This window comes from Nocardia caishijiensis NBRC 108228, from assembly GCF_001612825.1.
GTDB classification, from domain to species: domain Bacteria; phylum Actinomycetota; class Actinomycetes; order Mycobacteriales; family Mycobacteriaceae; genus Nocardia; species Nocardia caishijiensis.
Genome location: NZ_BDBE01000035.1, coordinates 30611 through 50879, shown reverse-complemented (window position 1 = coordinate 50879; position 20269 = coordinate 30611). Strand labels below are relative to the sequence as shown.

24 protein-coding genes and 1 pseudogene are annotated in these 20269 nt (G+C 67.4%); 18 read left to right on the top strand and 7 right to left on the bottom strand.

The annotated features are described in order from the left end of the window. Positions 1–59: 59 nt before the first annotated feature. On the bottom strand, positions 60–638 hold the full coding sequence (locus NC7_RS19665) for an NADPH-dependent FMN reductase (protein ID WP_084458622.1): 579 nt from the start codon (positions 636–638) through the stop codon (positions 60–62). 143 nt (positions 639–781) lie between these two features. Here NC7_RS19665 and NC7_RS19660 point away from each other — a divergent pair, with 143 nt between their 5' ends. The 6 genes from NC7_RS19660 (at position 782) to ftsX (ending at position 5587) form a co-directional block, all read left to right on the top strand. Beyond that, a complete protein-coding gene (locus tag NC7_RS19660) occupies positions 782–1639 on the top strand; it encodes a helix-turn-helix transcriptional regulator (RefSeq protein WP_067985228.1) in 858 nt (285 codons plus the stop codon). 54 nt (positions 1640–1693) lie between these two features. Continuing rightward, positions 1694–2812: a peptide chain release factor 2 gene (prfB, locus tag NC7_RS19655; RefSeq protein WP_067985244.1), complete on the top strand. Its 1119-nt coding sequence runs from the start codon at positions 1694–1696 to the stop codon at positions 2810–2812. Between the two features lie 128 nt (positions 2813–2940). Then, a complete protein-coding gene (locus NC7_RS19650; protein ID WP_067985225.1) occupies positions 2941–3798 on the top strand; it encodes a mechanosensitive ion channel family protein in 858 nt (285 codons plus the stop codon). After that, positions 3785–3934 carry an Rv3103c transmembrane domain-containing protein gene (locus NC7_RS29260; RefSeq protein ID WP_157102088.1) on the top strand — a complete coding sequence of 50 codons (150 nt, stop codon included), beginning with the start codon at positions 3785–3787 and terminating at the stop codon, positions 3932–3934. The genes NC7_RS19650 and NC7_RS29260 overlap by 14 nt, the downstream gene beginning before the upstream one ends. A gap of 70 nt (positions 3935–4004) precedes the next feature. Continuing rightward, positions 4005–4685, top strand: a complete 681-nt coding sequence (gene ftsE, locus NC7_RS19645) for a cell division ATP-binding protein FtsE (RefSeq protein ID WP_210740346.1) — start codon at positions 4005–4007, stop codon at positions 4683–4685. Then, on the top strand, positions 4685–5587 hold the full coding sequence (gene ftsX, locus NC7_RS19640; protein WP_067985224.1) for a permease-like cell division protein FtsX: 903 nt from the start codon (positions 4685–4687) through the stop codon (positions 5585–5587). The genes ftsE and ftsX overlap by 1 nt, the downstream gene beginning before the upstream one ends. 83 nt (positions 5588–5670) lie before the next feature. On the opposite strand, the gene NC7_RS19635 is transcribed toward ftsX, so the two are convergent. Next, the gene (locus NC7_RS19635) at positions 5671–6051 is read right to left on the bottom strand and encodes a MerR family transcriptional regulator (protein WP_067985222.1); all 381 of its coding nucleotides are present in this window, start codon (positions 6049–6051) and stop codon (positions 5671–5673) included. Positions 6052–6111: 60 nt separating this feature from the next. Here NC7_RS19635 and NC7_RS19630 point away from each other — a divergent pair, with 60 nt between their 5' ends. Next, positions 6112–6873 carry an alpha/beta fold hydrolase gene (locus tag NC7_RS19630; RefSeq protein WP_067985241.1) on the top strand — a complete coding sequence of 254 codons (762 nt, stop codon included), beginning with the start codon at positions 6112–6114 and terminating at the stop codon, positions 6871–6873. Between the two features lie 55 nt (positions 6874–6928). Here NC7_RS19630 and NC7_RS19625 read toward each other — a convergent pair whose 3' ends face one another. Next, complete coding sequence (locus tag NC7_RS19625) at positions 6929–8377, bottom strand: glycosyltransferase family 39 protein (protein WP_067985220.1); 1449 nt, start codon at positions 8375–8377, stop codon at positions 6929–6931. A 127-nt stretch (positions 8378–8504) separates the two neighbouring features. Here NC7_RS19625 and NC7_RS19620 point away from each other — a divergent pair, with 127 nt between their 5' ends. Both NC7_RS19620 and NC7_RS19615 read left to right on the top strand, forming a co-directional pair. Beyond that, positions 8505–9902, top strand: coding sequence for an acyl-CoA dehydrogenase family protein (locus NC7_RS19620; RefSeq protein WP_373861260.1), 1398 nt, complete (start codon positions 8505–8507; stop codon positions 9900–9902). A 135-nt stretch (positions 9903–10037) separates the two neighbouring features. Then, positions 10038–11252, top strand: a complete 1215-nt coding sequence (locus NC7_RS19615) for an acyl-CoA dehydrogenase family protein (RefSeq protein WP_067985217.1) — start codon at positions 10038–10040, stop codon at positions 11250–11252. A gap of 58 nt (positions 11253–11310) precedes the next feature. Here the strand turns inward: NC7_RS19615 and NC7_RS19610 are convergent, their stop codons facing one another. Together NC7_RS19610 and NC7_RS19605 are read right to left on the bottom strand one after the other, a co-directional pair. After that, positions 11311–11685: a PIN domain-containing protein gene (locus NC7_RS19610; RefSeq protein WP_067985214.1), complete on the bottom strand. Its 375-nt coding sequence runs from the start codon at positions 11683–11685 to the stop codon at positions 11311–11313. A gap of 15 nt (positions 11686–11700) precedes the next feature. Then, positions 11701–12291 (bottom strand): maleylpyruvate isomerase family mycothiol-dependent enzyme, encoded by a 591-nt coding sequence (locus NC7_RS19605; RefSeq protein ID WP_236573492.1) that lies wholly within the window; start codon positions 12289–12291, stop codon positions 11701–11703. 66 nt (positions 12292–12357) lie between these two features. Here NC7_RS19605 and NC7_RS19600 point away from each other — a divergent pair, with 66 nt between their 5' ends. Then, entirely contained in the window at positions 12358–12549 is a 192-nt protein-coding gene (locus NC7_RS19600) for a hypothetical protein (protein WP_133733818.1), read from the top strand. A 2-nt stretch (positions 12550–12551) separates the two neighbouring features. Here NC7_RS19600 and NC7_RS30245 read toward each other — a convergent pair. Together NC7_RS30245 and NC7_RS30240 are read right to left on the bottom strand one after the other, a co-directional pair. Continuing rightward, positions 12552–12689: pseudogene (locus tag NC7_RS30245) on the bottom strand (DUF5996 family protein); the annotation flags it as partial. 12 nt (positions 12690–12701) lie between these two features. Further along, the gene (locus NC7_RS30240; RefSeq protein ID WP_255285059.1) at positions 12702–12827 is read right to left on the bottom strand and encodes a hypothetical protein; all 126 of its coding nucleotides are present in this window, start codon (positions 12825–12827) and stop codon (positions 12702–12704) included. Positions 12828–12962: 135 nt separating this feature from the next. Here NC7_RS30240 and NC7_RS19590 point away from each other — a divergent pair, with 135 nt between their 5' ends. The 8 genes from NC7_RS19590 to NC7_RS19555 all read left to right on the top strand — a co-directional run bounded on the left by NC7_RS19590 (position 12963) and on the right by NC7_RS19555 (position 20124). Further along, positions 12963–13946, top strand: coding sequence for an AurF N-oxygenase family protein (locus NC7_RS19590; RefSeq protein WP_067985210.1), 984 nt, complete (start codon positions 12963–12965; stop codon positions 13944–13946). 74 nt (positions 13947–14020) lie between these two features. Further along, complete coding sequence (locus tag NC7_RS19585) at positions 14021–14335, top strand: type II toxin-antitoxin system Phd/YefM family antitoxin (RefSeq protein ID WP_067491628.1); 315 nt, start codon at positions 14021–14023, stop codon at positions 14333–14335. Next, positions 14332–14709: a PIN domain-containing protein gene (locus NC7_RS19580; protein ID WP_067985208.1), complete on the top strand. Its 378-nt coding sequence runs from the start codon at positions 14332–14334 to the stop codon at positions 14707–14709. Before NC7_RS19585 ends, NC7_RS19580 begins: the two co-directional genes overlap by 4 nt. A 101-nt stretch (positions 14710–14810) precedes the next feature. Next, positions 14811–15425, top strand: a complete 615-nt coding sequence (locus tag NC7_RS19575) for a hypothetical protein (RefSeq protein WP_067985206.1) — start codon at positions 14811–14813, stop codon at positions 15423–15425. Between the two features lie 92 nt (positions 15426–15517). After that, positions 15518–16009 (top strand): ArsR/SmtB family transcription factor, encoded by a 492-nt coding sequence (locus tag NC7_RS19570; RefSeq protein ID WP_067985205.1) that lies wholly within the window; start codon positions 15518–15520, stop codon positions 16007–16009. Between the two features lie 80 nt (positions 16010–16089). Further along, positions 16090–17733 carry an acyl-CoA synthetase gene (locus NC7_RS19565; protein ID WP_067985203.1) on the top strand — a complete coding sequence of 548 codons (1644 nt, stop codon included), beginning with the start codon at positions 16090–16092 and terminating at the stop codon, positions 17731–17733. 128 nt (positions 17734–17861) lie between these two features. After that, the gene (locus NC7_RS19560; protein ID WP_067985201.1) at positions 17862–19520 is read left to right on the top strand and encodes an acyl-CoA synthetase; all 1659 of its coding nucleotides are present in this window, start codon (positions 17862–17864) and stop codon (positions 19518–19520) included. A gap of 49 nt (positions 19521–19569) precedes the next feature. Further along, entirely contained in the window at positions 19570–20124 is a 555-nt protein-coding gene (locus NC7_RS19555; protein WP_067985238.1) for a hypothetical protein, read from the top strand. The last annotated feature ends 145 nt before the right edge of the window (positions 20125–20269 follow it).

Below are 20269 nucleotides of genomic sequence, written 5' to 3'. Positions count from 1 at the left end.
AACAAACACAGCCCAATACCTTTCTCGTGCACAAAACCCCGAGGTAGTTCCGTACGAGATCAAACAGAAACTGCCCGCGCCCCCGCCAATGCCGTTGCCCACCAGTGCAGTTGATCGAGCATCGCCTTCGCCGCAGCCTCGAAACCCTCCGCGTCACGCAGCCGACCGTCCTCGTCGAACAGCAGGTAATAGCGCGGGAACGACACATAATCCCGGACCGTATGGGCATTGAGCTCGTTGAACACCTGACGCAGGTGTTCGATGGCGAGCACACCGCCGGTTCCACCGCTGTAGCCCACGAAGCCGATCGTTTTGCGGTCCCACTGGGTGAAGTGCCAGTCGATGGCAGTCTTCAGAGCCGACGGATAACTCCGGTTGTACTCAGGCGTCAAAACAACATAAGCGTCGGCGGCAGCAAGCCGATCGGACAACGCCACCATCCCGGAAGGTCGCGTGGGATCAGGGTCCATCGCAGGCGGAACCGCAGGCAGTTCGGCCGGAAGATCGAACTCCGCCAGATCGATCACATCGACATCGAACCGGTCGTCGACCTGCGCGGCGAACCAGTCGGCCACCACCGGCCCGAACCGCCCTTCGCGGACGCTGCCGATGATGATCGCGAGTTTCAGTGCGGACACGCTATTTCTCCTCAGACGTGGTGTCAGCCGGATCCGGCTGGTGCGATCACTCTCGCGCGCCACGGACCTGCCAGGGAGACCACGCTGAGAGTGGTAGTGCCACGGCCACTCTCAGCGGCGCGCGGCTCGGTACCGTCGTTCGGGTGAGTGACAACGAACTCGGGCTGTTCCTGCGCACCAAGCGCGAGTCGGTCTCCCCCGCGGAGGTCGGCCTGCCGATGGGGGCGCGCAGGCGGACGCCCGGTCTGCGCCGCGCCGAGGTGGCGATGCTGTCGGGTGTGAGCGTGGAGTACCTGATCCGGCTCGAGCAGGGACGCGACCGGCATCCCTCGCCGCCGGTGCTGTCGGCGCTGGCCGAGACGCTGCGGTTGACCCCGCGCGAACGAGTGCATCTGCACCAGCTCACCAAGGGCATGTCCGGTTTCAGTTGTGGTGCGGCCGAGAACGGCCCCAATCGCACGGTGCGCCCCACTGTTCGCGCGATCCTCGACCAGCTCGAACCCGCGCCCGCCGCGATCACCAATCGGTTCACCGAGGTGCTCGCCCGCACGGAGGGCTACCGCAGGCTCATGGGGCCCAGCGGCCTGTTCGACCAGGGCGAACCCGCCAATATCGCGCGTTTCGTCTTCACTCATCCCGGCGCGCGCGAGCTGTACCCGGACTGGGATGAGGCGGCCGACAAGCTGGTCGCGTCACTCAAACAGGGCCCGTTCCGCGCCGATCCGTCGGTCGCCGCGCTGGTGGACGAACTCACCGTCACCGCGGGCGCCGCCTTCACCGACCGGCTCGCGCGCCTGCCCGGCCTGCCGCCTTCGGGCGGTATCAACCGGATCAGCCATCCCGAGACCGGTGAGTTGCGGCTGGCCTACGAATCGCTCGATCTGTCCATCGACGACGATCAGCAGCTCTCCGTGCTGCTGCCCGCCGACGCGGCGAGCGCCGCCGCCCTCGACGACCTCCTCGGCCGCCGCCCGGGTGGCCTGCGCGCCGTCGCGGGCTGACGTGGTGGTACGCGTGTTTCGCCCTGTCGGTGCCGACCGGTAACCTTGGACCTCGTGCATCCTGACGTTATCGCCGACCTCGCCGAACTCGACACCACGCTCAAGACGGTCGAGTCGGTCCTCGATGTCGAGGAACTGCGCCGCCGCATCGATGAACTCGAGCACCAGGCCGCCGATCCCGAACTCTGGAACAACCAGGAGCACGCCCAGCAGGTCACCAGCGAGCTGTCGCACGCCCAGAGCGAGCTGCGCCGCGTGGAGGATCTGCGCCAGCGCCTCGAGGACATGCCGGTGCTCTACGAACTCGCCGAGGCCGAGGAGGGCGCCGCCGCCACCGAGGCACTCGCCGACGCCGACGCCGAACGGGCATCGCTGCGCGAGGACATCGAGGCCATGGAAGTGCGCACCCTGCTCTCGGGCGAGTACGACAAGCGCGACGCGCTGGTCAACATCCGTTCCGGCGCGGGCGGTGTCGATGCCGCCGACTGGGCGATGATGCTGATGCGCATGTACATCCGCTGGGCCGAGCGGCACAAGTACAGCGTGGAGGTCTACGACACCTCCTACGCCGAGGAGGCGGGTATCAAGAGCGCCACCTTCGCGGTGAAGTCGCCGTATGCCTACGGCACCCTGTCGGTCGAGATGGGCACCCACCGCCTGGTGCGGATCAGCCCGTTCGACAACCAGGGCCGCCGCCAGACCTCCTTCGCCGAGGTCGAGGTGCTGCCCGTGGTGGAGACCACCGACCACATCGAGATCCCCGACGGCGACGTGCGCGTCGACGTGTACCGGTCCTCGGGTCCGGGTGGTCAGTCGGTCAACACCACCGACTCGGCGGTGCGCCTGACCCACATCCCCACCGGCATCGTGGTGACCTGCCAGAACGAGAAGTCGCAGCTGCAGAACAAGATCTCGGCCATGCGCGTGCTGCAGGCCAAACTGCTCGAGCGCAAGCGCCAGGAGGAGCGCGCCCAGATGGACGCGCTCAAGACCAACGAGGGCGCGTCGTGGGGCAACCAGATGCGCTCCTACGTGCTGCACCCGTACCAGATGGTCAAGGATCTGCGCACCAACTATGAGGTCAACAACCCCTCGGCGGTGCTCGACGGTGACATCGACGGGTTCATCGAGTCCGGAATCCGGTGGCGCATGCGCGAACAGGGCGACGCATAGCCAGCGATTCGCTCGCCGATGGTGTCGTTGTTCACGTTTGACGACGCGCCGTGACCGGCCTGTAACCTTTCTGGTGTGTGTTCGAACGAACCGGAACTGTGCCTGCGCGCCGCTCATGAGGCGGTGCGATGAACGCTGTGCTCGCGATGAACGGCGGCTCGGAGATCACCGCCTGGCTGCGTTCCAGCGGCCTCGAGATCGTCCTACTAGTCGTCGGGGCGATGCTGTTCGGCCGGTTCGCGGCGTTCGTGCGCGACCGGGTGACCACCAAGATCGACGCCTCGTTCCACTCCAGCGACGCCCTGGTCCGCACCGAGGCGGCCAAGCACCGGCACGCCCTGGCCCAGGTCATCACCTGGGTCGTGCTGACCATCGTGTATGTGCTGGTCGGTATGGAAGTGCTTCGGCGCCTGGGCTTCTCGGTGACCGGGTTGGTCGCGCCCGCGGCGGTGCTCGGCGCGGCGCTCGGTTTCGGTGCCCAGCGCATCGTGCAGGACATCCTCGCCGGGTTCTTCCTCATCACCGAACGCCAATACGGTTTCGGTGACGTGGTGCAGATCGCGGTCACCGGCTCGGCCGACCCGGCCGAGGGCACCGTCGAGGACGTGACCCTGCGCATCACCACGCTGCGCAACGCCGACGGCGAGGTGATCACCATCCCCAACGGCCAGATCGTGAAGGTGACCAACCTGTCCAAGGACTGGGCACGCGCCGCGATCGACGTCCCGGTGTCGGCCCAAGCCGACATCAACAAGATCAACGAGGTGCTGCACGAGGTGTGCACCAAGGCCTACCAGGACGCCCGCCTGAAACCGCTACTGCTCGACGAGCCGTCGGTGATGGGCGTGGAGGACCTCTCGCTGGACGAGATGAACATTCGGATGGTTGCCCGCACATTGCCAGGCAAACAATTCGAGGTGGGGCGTGAGCTGCGCGTGCGCGTGGCGGCCGCCCTGCGTAAGGAAGGAATCAGTGAAACCGCGTAAGTCCACGGCGATCTTGATCGCCACCTGGGTCTCGACCTTCGTCGTCTACCTGTTCGTGAAACCGGCCGACGGCACGACCACCGAGCCGGTGACGCTGATCAATTCGGTTCCGTCCTGGGTGAATCCCACCCAGTAGCGCCCCGCCGACGTCGTCGGGGCACCCGTCACGAGCAGCCCGCTGGCTACACTGGCTCCTCGTGATCACCATGCGCAACGTTTCCAAGTCGTACAAAACGTCGACGCGGCCCGCGCTGGACAACGTCTCCGTCGAGGTGGACAAGGGCGAGTTCGTCTTCATCATCGGCCCGTCCGGTTCCGGCAAGTCGACGTTCATGCGACTGCTGCTCAAGGAGGAGGCGCCGACCTCCGGGGAGATCCGGGTGGCCGACTTCCGGGTCGACCGGTTACCGGGGCGCAAGGTGCCCAAACTGCGTCAGCGCATCGGGTGCGTGTTCCAGGACTTCCGACTGCTGCAGCAGAAGACGGTGGAGCAGAACGTAGCGTTCGCACTGGAGGTGATCGGCAAACGCCGTCAGTTCATCGAGCGGACCGTGCCGGAGGTGCTCGACATGGTCGGGCTCGGCGGTAAGGGCAATCGGTTGCCCTCGGAGCTGTCGGGCGGTGAGCAGCAGCGCGTGGCGATCGCGCGCGCGTTCGTCAACCGACCGCTGGTGCTGCTGGCCGACGAGCCGACCGGCAACCTCGACCCCGAGACCAGTGCCGACATCATGGCGCTGCTCGAGCGGATCAACCGGGTGGGCACCACCGTGCTGATGGCCACCCACGACAACCACATCGTCGACGCGATGCGCAGGCGGGTGGTGGAACTCGACCACGGCAGACTCGTGCGCGACGAGGCGACCGGTGTCTACGGGGTGGGGCGATAATGCGACTGAGTTTCCTGTTCACCGAGGTCGTCGACGGCCTGCGCCGCAATCTGACCATGACGGTCGCGATGATCCTCACCACCGCGGTGTCGCTGATGATGCTCGGCGGCGGCATGTTGTCGGTGCGGATGGCCGACAAGACCGAGAACTTCTTCATCAGCCGCCTCGAGGTGCGCTTCTACCTCGACGACGTGGTGTCCGAGACCGATCCCGACTGCGCCGCCGAGCCGTGCAAGTCTCTGCTCACCGACATGAAGCAGACCTCCGGGGTGGAGAGCGTGCAGTTCCTCAACCGCGCCGACGCGCTGGAGGAGGCCAAGAAGCTGTTCGAGGACCAGCCGGAGATGGTGCAGTACATCACCGATTCTCCCCTGCCCGCGTCGCTGCGGGTGAAGATGACCGACGGCGATCAGTACCAGCACATCTACGACTCGTTCGCGACTCGCGAGGGTGTGCGGATCGTCGCCAACGACAAGGAGATCGTCGACCGCCTGGTGAGCCTGTTCGACGGTTTGCGCAACGCCGCGTTCGGGCTGGCACTGGTGATGGCGCTGGCCGCGATGCTGCTGGTGCTCAATATGGTGCAGATCGCGGCGTTCACCCGGCGCACGGAAGTCGGGATCATGCGCCTGGTCGGCGCGACACGCTGGTACACCCAGCTCCCGTTCCTGCTCGAGGCGGTCGCGGCCGCCTTCGTTGGTTCGGTGCTCGCCGTTCTCGGATTGGTGATCGCGCGTCCGCTGGTGATCGATCGGGCGCTCGGCCCGCTGTTCGACAGCAATGTGTTCCCGCGCATCACCGGTGACGACATCGCGGTGGTCGCCCTGACCATCGCCCCCGTCGGCATCGTCTTCGCGGCGGTCACCGCCTATCTGACGCTGCGGTTCTACGTACGCGAATGAGTTCGACGCCGCCCTGGACGTCCGGGCGGTGCGAGGACGGGTCGGCCGACCACGGTCGGTGGTGCCGCCCGAAGCGTGTCGGCCTAGCCGCTCGCACTCTGGATCGGTGCGCCGTTGTTCGCGAGACTGGCGTCGAGCTGGGCGGCGAGGCGCGAACGCTGACGGTCGAGGTCGGCGATGCGTCGGTCCAGCTCGGCGGTTCGATCGGCCATGATGCGAACCGACTTCTCGCAGGCCTGGACCGGTCCGTCGTGCTCGGCGCACGGGAGCAGGTCGGCGATCTCCTCGGTGTTCAGGCCCGCCGCCAGCAGATCGCGGATACGGGCGACTCGGGCGACCGCTGCCTCGGGATAACTGCGATAGCCGTTGGTGTCGCGGCGCGGACGCAGCAGACCCTGCTCCTCGTAGTACCGCAGCAGCCGGGTGGCGACCCCGGTGCGGTGCGCGAGTTCGCCGATCAGCATGTGATCACCGGCACGTTCGGCTTGACCTTCACACCCATGTCAATCCCTAACGTCGCCGTCATGACGACAATTCCGCTGCACACCACCGTTCACGGCTCCGGCCCCGGCATCGTGCTCGCCCACGGCGCGGGCGGTGGCATCGAGAGCAATTTCGGCCCCGTGATCCCCGCGCTCGCCGCCGGTCACACCGTGGTCGCCTCGGATTACCCCGGCGACGACACCCCGTTGACGCTCGACGCCCTCGCCGACGCGCTCGTCACGGCCGCTGTCGACGCGGGCGTCGAGACCTTCACCATCGTCGGTTTCTCCCTCGGCACCGCGGTGGCCGTGCGTGCCGCCGCCCGCCATCCCGAGCGGGTCACGGGGCTGCTGCTCACCGCGGGCCTGGCCACACCCGACCATCGCGCCCGCCTCGCCGTGCAGGCTTGGCAGGACCTCCTCGACCGGGGCGCGCACGAGGCCTTCGCCCGCCTGGCCCTGCTCACCGGCTTCTCCACCGACTTCGTGAACGGTCTGCCCGCCGACATCGTCGACGATGTCGTCCGCCAGACCGCCGCCGCGATCCCCGGCGGGACCCGCGCGCAGGCCGCGCTGGTCGAAACCGTCGACACCACCGCCGATCTCGCCGCGATCGCGGTGCCGACGCTCGTCGTGGCGACCACCGCCGACCTGCTCGTAAACCCGGCGAACTCACGAACACTCGCCGCCGCGATCCCGGGCGCGGAGTACGCGGAGATCGCGGCCGGACATGTGGTCATGGTCGAGCGGCCCGAGGAGTGGCAGAAACTGCTGACCGACTTCCTGGACCGGCACGGGCTCTGAATCCCACGATCTGCCCGCAGCACCGGCGAACAGAGGCTGTCGGACCGACAGTGACTCAGCCGAGGTTGCGCAGCTCCGGCCATACCTGTGACCAGGGACGAAGTGGATTGCCGCAGAGGAACATCGGTTCGCCCTGTTCGTCGTTGTCGATCCCCAGGCCGTTGTCGAGAACGCCCCGGGGTTCGACACTCGCACAGAGCTCGGTGAGCCGGTCGCGGTCGATGCCAACGGCGAGGACCTCCGTCGCCGTATCCGGCGGCGGACCCCACCACCAGTAGGCGTTGTGGCCGGAATGCGGTGTGGGCAGGTCGTATTCGGGACCGAAGTGTTCGATGGCGCCCGCTTCGCCGTAGTTGGCGGTGAGGATCGAAGCGCCGGGTGGGCGGGCGGCGGCGATCTGTTCGACATAGCGTGGCCAGCCGATGGTTTCGCCCGCGTCGTAGTTGATCGCCAGGGTCGGCGAGTGCGGGACCGCCTCGATGGGTAACACCGGCAAGAACAGGGAGGCGGACATGACCGCGTTGAGCGCGATCACGGAAGACACTGCGAACCAGCGTCTTCCGGTGTGCCCGAGCCAACCGGCCAGGCCGACCGATCCGGCCGCGAGCAGCACGGGATACATTCCGCCGAGGTAGTAGGCCTTGCCACCGGTCACGAGGAACAGCACGAAAAGCAGGACGTAGGACACCGCGAACGCGCGGTACCGCGAATGCCACAGCCGCCACAGCCCGTAGACCCACAGCGGCGCCAGCAGCGGACCGAACAGGCCGAACTGCAAGAGCACGAACATGATCGGGGAATCCGAGGTCCCCGACGAACCGCCCGCGATGGCTCGGCTCAGCTCCCACTGTGGCCAGCCGTTGCGCGCCTGCCACCACAGATAGGGCAGGGCAAGCAGCGCGCCGACTCCGACAGCACACGGAAAGAACTTGGTGGCGAACATCTTTCGCTGGCCGGTGAGCAATAGGGCTACCACGAGCGCCACGACCGGCACGATCAACAGCACCTTGTTCAGTAGTCCGACACCGACGACCACACCGATCAGCAGCCACTGGCGCGGATCGCCGGTCCCGGTCGCCAACGACGCGTCCCCCTGCACCCGAAACAGTTTCAGCACGAGCAGGCACACCACCGACCACACCGCGAGGTCGAACACCGTCGTGCCGAACAGGTGCCCGGCGGCCTGCACCAGCGCCGCGCTCGCGACCGCCCCGGCCGCGAGCAGCCGAGCGCCCCGCCCGCCACCGAGCACACCGGCCATCGCGCCCGCGCACCCGACCACCACCGTCGCGGCGAGGACCGAGGGCAACCGCAGCACCCACAGCGCGTCGGGATCGATCGCCGACATCACCCGCGCGAGAAACGGCACGAAGGGCGGCTGGTCCGGATACCCCCAGTCCAACCGTCTGCCCGCCGCGAGGAAATACAGCTCGTCGCGGTGGTAGCCGTAGCGGCCCGAGGTCACCAGCAGGACGAGCGCGAAGACCGATACCAGGACGCGCACCTGTGCAGCGTGACAGAATCCGGCGATTTCGCGGTTCGTCCTTGCACTTCTTACTCCAGAGTAAGATAGTCTTACCGGAGAGTAAGATAGTGGGGCCACGGAGCGTCCCGACAGCCGAGGAAATCAGGTGATGATGAGCACTCGAGACAGCGCGACGAAGCGACGTCCGAACGACACGTCCGCGGTCGGCCTCAACCAGCCCAAACGGGACTGGATGGGCGCCGCGATGCGTGCTTTGACGACCGTGACCGGGTCGGAGTTCGCCGGTAGGTACGGGCTGCGCAAGCCCATCGAGCGCATCACCTACGAGGGCACCAAGACCGGGTTCCGCACGCTCGGCGCGGCCACCCGTACCTTCGGCAAGGTCGCCGGTGGCGGCCAGCCCAAGCGGCTGCCCGACAACGAGGCCAAGACCAAGGACTACTTCGACCTCACCCCCACCGACGATCAGAAGATGATCGTCGAGACGGTGAAGGATTTCGCCGGGGAGATCCTGCGTCCCGCCGCCTACGAGGCCGACGCCGCCGCCAAGGCCCCGCGCGACCTGCTCGACCGTGCCGCCGAACTCGGCATCACCCTGATCAACGTGCCCGAGGAGCTCGAGGGCGCGGCCGCCGAGCGCGGTGCGGTCACCAATTCGCTGGTGGCCGAGGCCCTCGCCTACGGCGACATGGGTCTGGCGCTGCCGATCCTCGCGCCCAGCGGTGTGGCCGTGGCGCTGTCGCAGTGGGGCACCGACGCCCAGCAGCGCACCTACCTGCCCGCCTTCACCGGTGAGAACGTGCCGCAGGCCTCGGTGGTCATCAGCGAGCCGCGCGCCCTGTTCGACCCGTTCGCCCTGCAGACCAAGGCCACCCGCTCCCCCAGCGGCTACCGCCTCAACGGCGTGAAGAGCCTGGTCCCCGCGGCCGCCGACGCCGAACTGTTCCTGGTCGCCGCCGAACTCGACGGACGCCCGGCGCTGTTCATCGTCGAGTCCGACGCGGCGGGCCTGGTGGTGGAGGCCGATCCGAGCATGGGTCTGCGTGCCGCCGGTCTCGGTCGCCTCATCCTCGACGACGTCGCGATCGGCACCGACGCGATCCTCGGCGACGGTGACGCCGCCACCCGCGCGGCCGAATACGCCGACGCCGTGCAGCTGGCCCGCCTCGGTTGGGCCTCGCTCGCGGTCGGCACCGGGCAGGCCGTTCTCGACTACGTGATCCCCTACGTCAACGAGCGCGAGGCGTTCGGCGAGCCGATCTCGCACCGCCAGGCGGTGGCGTTCATGGTCGCCAATATCGCGATCGAGCTCGACGGCCTGCGTCTGGTGACGCTGCGCGGCGCCTCGCGCGCGGAGCAGGGCCTGTCGTTCGCCCGTGAGGCGGCGCTGGCGCGCAAGCTCGCCACCGACAAGGGCATGCAGATCGGCCTCGACGGTGTGCAGTTGCTCGGTGGCCACGGCTTCACCAAGGAGCACCCGGTCGAGCGCTGGTATCGCGATCTTCGGGCCATCGGCGTCGCCGAGGGCATCGTGCTCGTGTAATCGGCGCGCGCGGATTCGCGGCCCTTACGGGCCTTGATTCTTCCCTCCTCCGCTCAGTCGCTTCGCTCCATCGCTCCGTCGGTCCAGAATCAAGGCGGGCCGCGAATCGGCTATCTCTCCTAGGAGAACCCTTACATGATCAATCTCGAACTCCCCAAGAAGCTGAAGGCGAGCGCCAACCAGGCCCACCAGGTCGCCGCCCAGATCTTCCGTCCGATCTCGCGCAAGTACGACCTCGCCGAGCACGCGTACCCGGTCGAACTCGACACCATGTCGGCCATGGTCGAGGGCCTCGCCGACTCGGGCACCCAGCAGATCGGCGGTGCCTCGGGCGGTCGCGGTGACGCCGCGCCCGAGCTGCTGACGGCCAACGCCAACGGCGGCAACATGTCGTCGCTGATGAACACCCTCGAAACCGCGTGGGGCGATGTCGGCCTGCTGCTGACCATCCCCTACCAGGGACTCGGCAACGCGGCGATCGCGGCCGTCGCCACCGACGAGCAGCTGGAACGCTTCGGCAAGGTGTGGGCCTCGATGGCCATCACCGAACCGTCGTTCGGGTCCGACTCGGCCGCGGTGTCGACCACCGCCGTCCTCGACGGTGACGAGTGGGTGCTCAACGGCGAGAAGATCTTCGTCACCGCCGGTGAACGCTCCACCCACATCGTGGTGTGGGCGACGGTCGACAAGAACCTGGGCCGCGCGGCGATCAAGTCGTTCGTCGTCCCGCGTGACGCTCCGGGTCTGTCGGTGGCGCGGCTCGAGCACAAGCTCGGCATCAAGGCCTCCGACACCGCTGTGCTGCTGCTGCAGGACTGCCGCATTCCGAAGGACAACATCCTCGGGTCGCCGGAAGTCAACGTGGAGAAGGGTTTCGCGGGGGTCATGCAGACCTTCGACAACACCCGCCCGCTCGTGGCCGCCATGGCCATCGGTGTCGCCCGCGCCGCGCTCGAAGAACTGCGCACCATCCTCACCGAGGCCGGTGTCGACATCTCCTACGACACCCCCGCCATGAACCAGCACGCCGCCGCGGCCGAATTCCTGCGTATGGAAGCCGATTACGAGGCGGCCTACCTGCTCGCCCTGCGTGCCGCGTGGATGGCCGACAACAAGAAGCCGAACTCGCTCGAGGCCTCGATGTCCAAGGCCAAGGCGGGCCGCACCGGCACCGACGTCACCCTCAAGGCCGTGGAACTGGCCGGTGCCGTCGGCTACTCCCAGCGCCTGCTCTTGGAGAAGTGGGGCCGCGACTCGAAGATCCTCGACATCTTCGAAGGCACCCAGCAGATCCAGCAGCTCATCGTCGCCCGCCGCGTCCTCGGCAAGACGAGCGCCGAACTGAAGTGATCGGTTAGCGAAAACCGGTGCGGATCACGCGGATCCGCACCGGTTTCGTATTCGTAGCTCACCTCGACGAACCCGGAGACTCCCAGTTCAAGCCTGCAGCTTCGGCCGCTTCGCCCAGGCGCTTGTCGAAGGTCACCAATGCCGTCAGATCGGCGGCGAGCTCCAGCGCGGTCGCGAGATGGATCGCATCGTGGCCGCGGATCGACGGCGGTGACATCGCAGCGGCATTCGCCCGCACAATCGGATCGATCTCCACGCGATCCCCCCTTGCCAGCACGGCGGGCACATTGATCAAATCAGCGGGCGCGGCCACCCGGACCGCCCGGACGAGTTCCACCTCGGCCAGCGCTGAGGTCAGCCACGCCATCTCGATTCGCTCGCCGAGCCAATCGATCAGCGCATGAGTGTGACACTTTTCTTGTAAGACATGCATGAAGCGGTCGGTTGGCTAAGCTGGCCGACCGGTGGCGAGAAGTAGCAGGTCGATGGCGGGGGCTTTGATGTCTTCGGGGCCTTCGCCGTAGGTCCAGTCGGTGTCGGTGGCGGTCAATCGGGTTGCGCGGAAACGTTTCTCGGCGCCGTAGAAGCGGCTGGCGATGGCGTAGTCGAGGGCGGGGACGACGCGGTCGACGGGGGTTTCGTATGGGCGCGCGAGGGGGCGGGCGATGTCTTGGCCGTGGACGATGATGTCGACCAGGGGGTCGAGGACGCCCGCGCCGGGTGCGCGGCGGGTCGAGTCGGCGAAGGCGCGGAGTTCGGTGAGCAGTTCGGCCGGGGTGTGGCGGGCGGCGCGGGTCGTGGCCAGGTCGGCGTTCATCCGGTTCCAGTTGCCCTTGGCGCGCAGGACGGCCACCAGGGTCTCGCGCAGGGTGTCGGTGGTGCTGACATGGGCGAGGACGTCGTGGATGGTCCAACCCGGGCACAGCGACGGGGTGGCCCATTCGCCGGGGGTGAGATCTTCGAGAAAGTCGGCGAGGGCGAGCCGCTCGGCTCGCACCCAATTCTGTACCTGCGCATCGTCCATGACCATGTCTCCCATTCGCGTTCGGTACCGGTACCGACGACACGAACGCACGAAACTCATCGACGTGCGATGATCCCCACCGTGGGGAAGAACTCGAAGCCGAATGCCGTCATCATCCTCGGCGCAGCCGGTGGCGCGGCGATCGGTTTGCTCGTCGCGAACTGGAGTGCGATGCGGGCGGTCGTCTACGCGGTGATCTGGCTGGTCGCGGCGGGCATTCTGCTCTATCGACAGCGACGGGAAACAGCGGAGAAGACCGCCGAACGGGAGTGACCTCAGATGGTCGCCGTGCCGTCGGCGTGAAGGCGGCGGTCCAGGCGATGCGGGTTCACCTCGAGCAGCGCCCGATCCCAATCGGCCAGGTCGGCAGCGGCGGCGTAGGTCGTATCGAGGAAGTGCAGGAGGGTGGCGTCGGGGTCGTCCGACTAACGAACCACCTGGTACGGCAATACGAACTCGCCGAGTGCCGCGTCCCAGTGCGCGCCGTCGGGTAGGACCGTGCGTGGTCGCAGCGCGAGCGCGGCCCGGCGTCCGTCGCTGGTGCGCAGCACGAGTTCGTGTGCGGCGGTATGCGGCGGGTGACGGGATTCCGTGGAGCAGTCTCGTCCTGCGGCGAGTCGGCACTTGTCTGAGACCCCGGGTCTCATATAACGTGCGAGCTGCGCCACACGAAGGAGACACCGCTGATGCTGTCGACAGCCAAGAACACCGCGACCGATCCCGAATACCACGAGATCCTGCGCAACCTCTCCGAAGGCTCGGTGAACCGGCACTTCGATCCCTATGTCGACATCGACTGGGATTCCCCCGAGTTCGCCGTGCACAGCGACGACCCGCGCTGGATCATGCCCGACGAGGACCCGCTGGGCCGTCACCCCTGGTACAAGGCGCAGCCGCTCGAGAAGCAGATCGCCATCGGCATGTGGCGCCAGGCGGGCATCGCCAAAGTCGGCCTGGATTTCGAGCAGCTGCTCATCCGCGGCCTGATGCAGTACCTGATCTCGGTGCCCAACGGTGACCCGGAATTCCGGTACGTCACGCACGAGGCTGCCGAAGAGTGCAACCACACGATGATGTTCCAGGAGATGATCAACCGCATCGGCTACGGCGACGTGATCGGCATGGGCACGATCGATCGCAAGCTGACGATGATCATCTGGCCCGCCGTCAAGTACTTCCCCGAGCTGTTCTTCACGATGATCCTCGGCGGCGAGGAACCGATCGACCACCTGCAGAAGTCGCTGCTGCGCGGCGGTGTGGACCTGCACCCGATGGTGCGGCGGGTCATGCAGATCCACGTGGCCGAGGAGGCCCGCCACATCTCCTTCGCGCACGAGTACCTGCGCCGCAACGTGCCCGGCATGAACGTGGTCACCAAATCACTGCTGTCGGTGCTGTTCCCGATCGCGATGCGGATCATGCTCGACATGATCATGACCCCGCCCAAGGAGTTCGTCGAGAAGTTCGACATCCCCGCCGAGGTGATGCGCGACGCCTACTGGGCGAGCCCGGAATCGCAGAGCACGATGCGCAACATCTTCGGCGACGTGCGCGCCCTGGCCACCAACAGCGGCCTGATGAACCCGGTGTCGCGGCTGACGTGGCGACTGCTCGGCATCGATGGTCCCGTCACCCGGTACCGCAGCGAACCGGCCCGCAAGGTCGCCTGATCGCCCTCGCCTCGCCGGATTTCCGGCGAGCCGATTGTCGCCGCCGGACTGTACACACCGATGTACAGTGGGATATGGCCGATTACGAGAGTGTCCCGCTGACCGAATTACGTGGTCAGCTCGGTAGTGTTTTCGACGGGGTGTCCGCGAGCGGACGACCGGTGATCGTCACCAGGGAGGGGAAAGAGTTGGTCGCAGTGGTACCGGCGGAAGTCCTGCGGCACGCGGCATTGCCGCCCGCCTATTTCAACGACGACCTGCGCGAACAGATCCTCGGCAGACTCGACGACCGGATCAAACAGCATTCCGCCGAGGACATCGCCGAGGCGGAGGCGAAATTGAGCAAGGTGATGGGCGCGCTCGACGGCACGAGCGCGAGCCGCCGGTGAGCGTCGCCGACCACACCGCCCTCACCTCACTCGCCCTGTCCCCGCTGTTCGGGCAGGTGATCATGCGCCAGTTCACCCAGCAGCGCCGCATCATGGTCGTGCCGACGGTGAGCCTGATGGCCGCCATGCGCGCGGTCGACAATGTCGACGAACTCGGCCGCCTGCTCGACAATCGGGTCGCGGTGCGGTGGGCCGAACTCGACGCGGCCGGTGCCATTCGCACCGGAACCACGGTTCCGATCGCCGACAATCACACCGATTGGCCGCTCATCGCCCCGGTCGTTTTCACCGCGCAGAATCTCGACATGCCGGTGCTCACCGCGAAACCCGAGTTGTATCGCGGATACAAGGTGAATGTCGCGCCGATGCCCTGAAATGGGTTTTCCCGGGGGCGGGCGATAAACGTGATCCAGGTCTCCGTTACGGTGCCAACGACAGGAAAAGCTGTACCAGGAATACTCTAGGAGAGCTGGTCATGCAGAGTTTCATGCGTCGTTTCACCACCGCGGTAGCCGCGACTTCGGCCGCCATCGCCCTTGTTTTCGCCGGTCCCGCCGCGGCCGAGCCCACCGAGACCGTCGACGTCGCCGCCGCCGTGTCCCAGTTGCGCACCTCGGTCGCCGACAACCCGGGTGCGCTCGCCGCGCTCGACCAGCTCGTCGCCGAGGGCACGGTCGACGTGGCACTGCCCGCGCAGCCGTTCCAGATCCCCGCCACCTCCGATATCGGCCAGAACGGCACCGGCCCGGGCGTGTACGGCTCGGGCATCGCGCTCGACATCGACGGTTTCCGATTCGGCTTCTTCGGCGGCCCGGGCACCATCTCGCCGAACCAGAACGGCGCCAAGCTCGAGGTGATGTGGCTGAATCTGTCGAACGGGCAGAGCGGCACCGCCGTACTCACCGAGCACATGGACGTCCCGGTCGACACCACCATCCGCACCGCGCCGCTGAACACCGGCGGTGGCCTCATCGTGGCCGCCGTGTACGGCAGCCTGTGGCACCGCTGGCCCGATGCCGGTCAGCCGGACGGGTACGCCTACCGACTCGGCCACATCCAGCAGCCGTCGTTCGGCGCCGTCACGCGCTGATTCTCGTCGGTGACGACACCCCCGGACCCGCGCGGGTCCGGGGGTGTTCGCGTCCGGCAACGGTCGGTCCGGCGGTGGCGTAGGTTGACCGCGTGGATCTGGACGAGCGACTCGAGGCATTGGAGCGGCGGGTCGCCGCCCTCGAAGGCACCCCGCACCCCGACGAGCGGCTGCCATGGGCGGTGGCACGGTTGCGGGCGGAGTTCGACGAGGCGGGCGACCGCAACGGCGGGGTCCTGCTCGCGGGCGCCCTGAAGCTGCCGACGGGCGAGCGGGTGGACTGGCAGGCGCAGTACGCCACCGACGCCATCGTCGGCGACATCTGGACCATCGAAGCGGCCAATTGCCTTGCCGCCCTTGCCGATCCCGTCCGCCTGCGATTGCTGCGCGAGATCGTGTACGGGCGTCGCACCGCCGCCGATCTGGCGGCCATCGCCGAGCTCGGCACCTCGGCCGAGATCTATCAGCATCTGCGTCAGCTCGCGGCCGTCGGCTGGTTGCAGACCGCCGGGCTCGGCCGGTTCGAGGTGCCCGAAGGCAGGCTGGTTCCACTGCTGGCGGCGTTGGCCAGCGCTCAGCGATGATTGGGAATTGTCCCAATTGTCCTGATTTGACACTGTGATGCAGGCCACCACACTGCTACCGTGAGCAGCGAAGACCAACGATGTGTGGAGGTAGACGAGTGAGCGTGGCCCATCTTCTCGAAACGGTGAAAGCCCTCGGTGTTCTGCGTTCGCGTGGCGTCTCCGATCCCACCAAGCCGCTCGAGACCCTGCGGACGATGAAAGAGTCCAAGATCTACGGCCCGCAGGCCACCCTGGTCCGGCACTCGGCTCGCGTCGCCCCCGACCAGGTCGCCCTGGCCGACGAGCGCGGCGAACTCACCTACCGCGAACTCGACGACCAGTCCACGGCCGTGGCACGTGGCCTGCAGGCGGCTGGGATCAGCGAGGGCATGGTGATCGCGGTGCTGGCCCGCGACCATCGCGGTCTCATCATGTCGATGATCGCGGCGGGCAAGCTCGGCGCGCGCATCGCGCTGATGAACACCGGTTTCGCCAAACCGCAGTTCGCCGAGGTGTGCGAGCGCGAGAAGGTGCGCGCGGTCCTGCACGACAGCGAGTTCCTCGGCCTGCTCGACGCCCTGCCCGCCGATCTGCCGCGCTACCTCACCTGGGTCGACGCGGGCGCCGAGATCCCCGAGGGCGCAACCACCTTCGACGACCTGATCGCCGCCAACACCGCCGAGCCGCTGCCCGCGCCGAGCAAGCCGGGCGGCTTCATCATCCTCACCAGCGGCACCACCGGCCTGCCCAAGGGCGCGCCGCGTACCAAGGTGACGCCGATGGCCACCGCGCAGTTCGTCGACCGGGTGCCCTTCCCCAAGCGCGGCGTGATGATGATCGTCTCCCCGATCTTCCACAGCACGGGTCTCGGCACCTGGCTGGTCGGCACGATCCTGTCGAACAAGATCGTGATGCGCCGCCGCTTCGACGCCGAGGCCACGCTGGCCGCGATCGCCGAGCACAAGGTGGAGATGCTGGTCTGCGTGCCGACCATGCTGCACCGGATGACCGAACTGCCCGCCGAGGTCCGCGCGAAGTACGACCTGTCGTCGCTGAAGGTCATCCTGTTCGCCGGGTCGGCGCTCACCCCGGAGCTGTGCGTCCGGGCCACCGAGGCGTTCGGTCCGGTGCTCTACAACCTCTACGGTTCCACCGAGGTGGCCATCGCCTCCATCGCCAATCCCGCCGAGCTGGCGGAAGCGCCGGGCACGGTCGGCCGCTCCCCCATCACCTGCGAGGTCCGCCTCTACGACGAGAACGACCAGCCGGTCCGCGAACCCGGCGCCAAGGGCCGCATCTTCGTGCGCAGCGGCGCCCCGTTCGAGGGCTACACCGACGGCAGGCACAAGCAGATCATCGACGGCTTCATGTCCAGCGGCGACATGGGCCATTTCACCGAGTCCGGCCTGCTCATGGTCGACGGCCGCGACGACGACATGATCGTCTCCGGTGGCGAGAACGTGTACCCGCAGGAAGTGGAGAACCTGCTGATCGAGCACCCGCAGGTGTTCGATGTGGCGGTGGTCGGCGTCGACGACCCGGAATTCGGAAAGCGCCTGCGCGCCTTCGTCGTTCCCGAGCCGGGCCAGTCGCCCGAGGCCGCCGTGCTGCAGGCCCACGTGAAGGAGAACCTGGCCCGGTTCAAGGTGCCGCGCGAGGTGGTGTTCGTCGAGGAACTGCCCCGCAACGCCACCGGCAAGATCCTGCGCAAGGTGCTCGTCGATTATGAGGTGTCACAGTGATGCCTCATCGCTGAGACGGGCGACACAGCGAGAGCCTCGTGCTTGCTATTGTTAGCACCAGCACTGGATCTCGAAGACGCGGTCCGGCCCCGCGGTGACGCGGGCTCGGTCTGCCGAAAGGCTGTTCGATGTCTCTGTCTCTGCCCGCGCTAGGCGGCACGGCTCGGCGTGCGGGCGATTTCGCCCTCGGCGTCAAGGTCATGGTCGATCGCAAGCTGTTCAACCCGCTGCGCCTCGACCATGCCGCACGCTCGTTCCGCAATGTGTCGAAATTCGGCCCGTTCGCCGGGGTGGTGATGCACGCTGCCCAGACGCGACCCGGTGCGGGCGCGATCGTCGATGAACGTGGCGAGCTCACCTTCGGCCTGCTCGACGAGCAGTCGAGCGCCCTGGCCCGTGGGCTGCGCGCCAACGGCATCACCGAGGGCGATGTCATCGCGGTGCTGGCGCGTGATCACCGCGGCATGGTGCTGAGCCTGCTCGCGGCGGGCAAGCTCGGTGTGCGCGCGGTCCTGATGAACACCGGGTTCGCCAAACCGCAGTTCGCCGATGTGGCCACCCGCGAGAAGGTCAAGGCGGTGCTGCACGACAGCGAGTTCATGGATCTCATGAGCGCCATTCCCGCCGAGATCCCGCGCATCCTGACCTGGGTCGACGAGGCGCACGGTATGGATCCGGCGATCCCGACGGTCGAGTCGCTGAGCTCGGGGCGCTCGGTCGAACCGCTGACGCCGCCGAGCAAGCCGGGCGGCATGGTCATCCTGACCAGCGGCACCACCGGCACCCCCAAGGGCGCGCCGCGCGACAAGGTGAGCCCGTTCGCCTCGGCCCAGTTCGTCGACCGGGTGCCGCTGCCCTACAACGGCACCATGATCATGGCGGCGCCGATCTTCCACGGCACCGGCCTGTCGCAGTTCACCCTCGGGCTCGCGCTGGGCAACCGGGTGATCTTCCAGCAGCGCAAGTTCGATCCCGAGCAGACCCTGGCCAATATCGTGAAGTACCGGGCGGACTCGCTGGTCGTGGTGCCGACGATGCTGCAGCGCATCCTCGACCTGGACGAGAAGATCCTGGCGAAGTACGACCCGTCGACGATCAAGGTGATCTTCGCGGCCGGTTCGGCCATCGCCCCCGATGTGGTGACCCGCTGCCTGGACTACTTCGGCGACAGCCTCTACAACCTCTACGGTTCCACCGAATGCGCGGTGATGACCGTGGCCACCCCCGAGGACCTGCGCAAGTCGCCGACCACCGCGGGCAAGCCGCCGGTCGGTATCCGCATCGTGCTGCTCGACGAGAACCGTAAGCCCATCACCGAGCCGAATGTCACCGGGACGATTTTCGTGGACAACGGTTTCGCCTTCACCGGGTACACCGACGGTCGGACCAAGGAGATGGTCGACGGCATGATGTCCAGCGGTGACGTGGGCCATTTCGACGAAGACGGCCTGCTCTACATCGACGGCCGCGACGACGACATGATCGTCTCCGGCGGTGAGAACGTCTTCCCGCTGGAAGTGGAGAACCTCATCGCGGGCCGTCACGACGTGTTCGAAGCGGCCGTGGTCGGTGTCGACGACCGCGACTACGGGAAGCGGTTGCGCGCGTTCGTGGTGCCCGGACCGGACTCCGCCCGCGACGTCGACGAGATCAAGGACTTCGTGCGCCAGAACCTGGCCCGCTACAAGGTGCCGCGCGAAGTGATCTTCCTCGACGAACTCCCTCGCAACGCGACCGGCAAACTGCTGCGCAAGCCGCTGGTCGAGATGGACATCGACGGGCAGTGATGCCGTCACACCGTCGAGATCCAGTTCGGCGGTGCTCTATCATCGGCCGGTGATCATCGAGTTCCGGCAGGCGTCCGCGCCGTCGCGTGCCGTCGGCGCGCGCGTGCGCGGTGCCTGTGCGGGCTCGATGTCGGGTGCGTTGTCGCTGGCCGCCCACGGGCTGGCCGCCGGGAGCGCCGTGCCGGGCAGCACAACGGTCGTGCTGCTGGCGGCCGTGTCGGCCGTGGTCGGCGCGCTGGTGGCCGGGCCGGTGCGCAATGGCGCGCTCGGGCTCGCGGTGGTGCTGCTGGGTGGTCAGCTGGTGGGTCACACCACGATGAGCTGGTCCGGTCACGGACACCACGTGCAGGATTCGCTCGGCCTCGGCATGCTGACGGCCCACATCGTCGCGGCCGTCCTCGCCGCGGTGGTCGTCATCGGCGCCGAAGCCGCTTACCGTGCCGCGGGCGCCCTGCTGGCCCGCGCCCTCCCCCAGCGCTACCGCACCCCGCGCATTCCCGGTCGCGCACCGCTGCGCCTGACCCACCGCGACCGCGTCATCCTGCGCGTCCTCACGGCGCGATCACTGCGCCCCCGAGCCCCGCCTCTCGTCTTCGCCTTCTGACCTTTTCCCCGGTGCGCATTCTCGTGCACTGGTCACCAAGCCTGTACCCGCGCTCTGCGATTGTGAATCGCAGCGGCCGACCGACGTCGGCTATGCCCTGCGATGGCTGCTGCTCGCGAACGGTGAGCAGCGGGTTCGGCTACTG

Coding starts and splice junctions, on each gene's coding strand:
- NC7_RS19590 (WP_067985210.1), top strand. CDS start 12,963: ATGCTGTCGACAGCCAAGAACACCGCGACCGATCCCGAATACCACGAG.
- ftsE (WP_210740346.1), top strand. CDS start 4,005: ATGCGCAACGTTTCCAAGTCGTACAAAACGTCGACGCGGCCCGCGCTG.
- NC7_RS19605 (WP_236573492.1), bottom strand. CDS start 12,291: ATGGGAGACATGGTCATGGACGATGCGCAGGTACAGAATTGGGTGCGA.
- NC7_RS19610 (WP_067985214.1), bottom strand. CDS start 11,685: ATGCATGTCTTACAAGAAAAGTGTCACACTCATGCGCTGATCGATTGG.
- NC7_RS19615 (WP_067985217.1), top strand. CDS start 10,038: ATGATCAATCTCGAACTCCCCAAGAAGCTGAAGGCGAGCGCCAACCAG.
- NC7_RS19635 (WP_067985222.1), bottom strand. CDS start 6,051: ATGCTGATCGGCGAACTCGCGCACCGCACCGGGGTCGCCACCCGGCTG.
- NC7_RS19585 (WP_067491628.1), top strand. CDS start 14,021: ATGGCCGATTACGAGAGTGTCCCGCTGACCGAATTACGTGGTCAGCTC.
- NC7_RS19650 (WP_067985225.1), top strand. CDS start 2,941: ATGAACGCTGTGCTCGCGATGAACGGCGGCTCGGAGATCACCGCCTGG.
- ftsX (WP_067985224.1), top strand. CDS start 4,685: ATGCGACTGAGTTTCCTGTTCACCGAGGTCGTCGACGGCCTGCGCCGC.
- NC7_RS19575 (WP_067985206.1), top strand. CDS start 14,811: ATGCAGAGTTTCATGCGTCGTTTCACCACCGCGGTAGCCGCGACTTCG.
- NC7_RS19630 (WP_067985241.1), top strand. CDS start 6,112: ATGACGACAATTCCGCTGCACACCACCGTTCACGGCTCCGGCCCCGGC.
- NC7_RS19565 (WP_067985203.1), top strand. CDS start 16,090: ATGTGTGGAGGTAGACGAGTGAGCGTGGCCCATCTTCTCGAAACGGTG.
- NC7_RS19560 (WP_067985201.1), top strand. CDS start 17,862: ATGTCTCTGTCTCTGCCCGCGCTAGGCGGCACGGCTCGGCGTGCGGGC.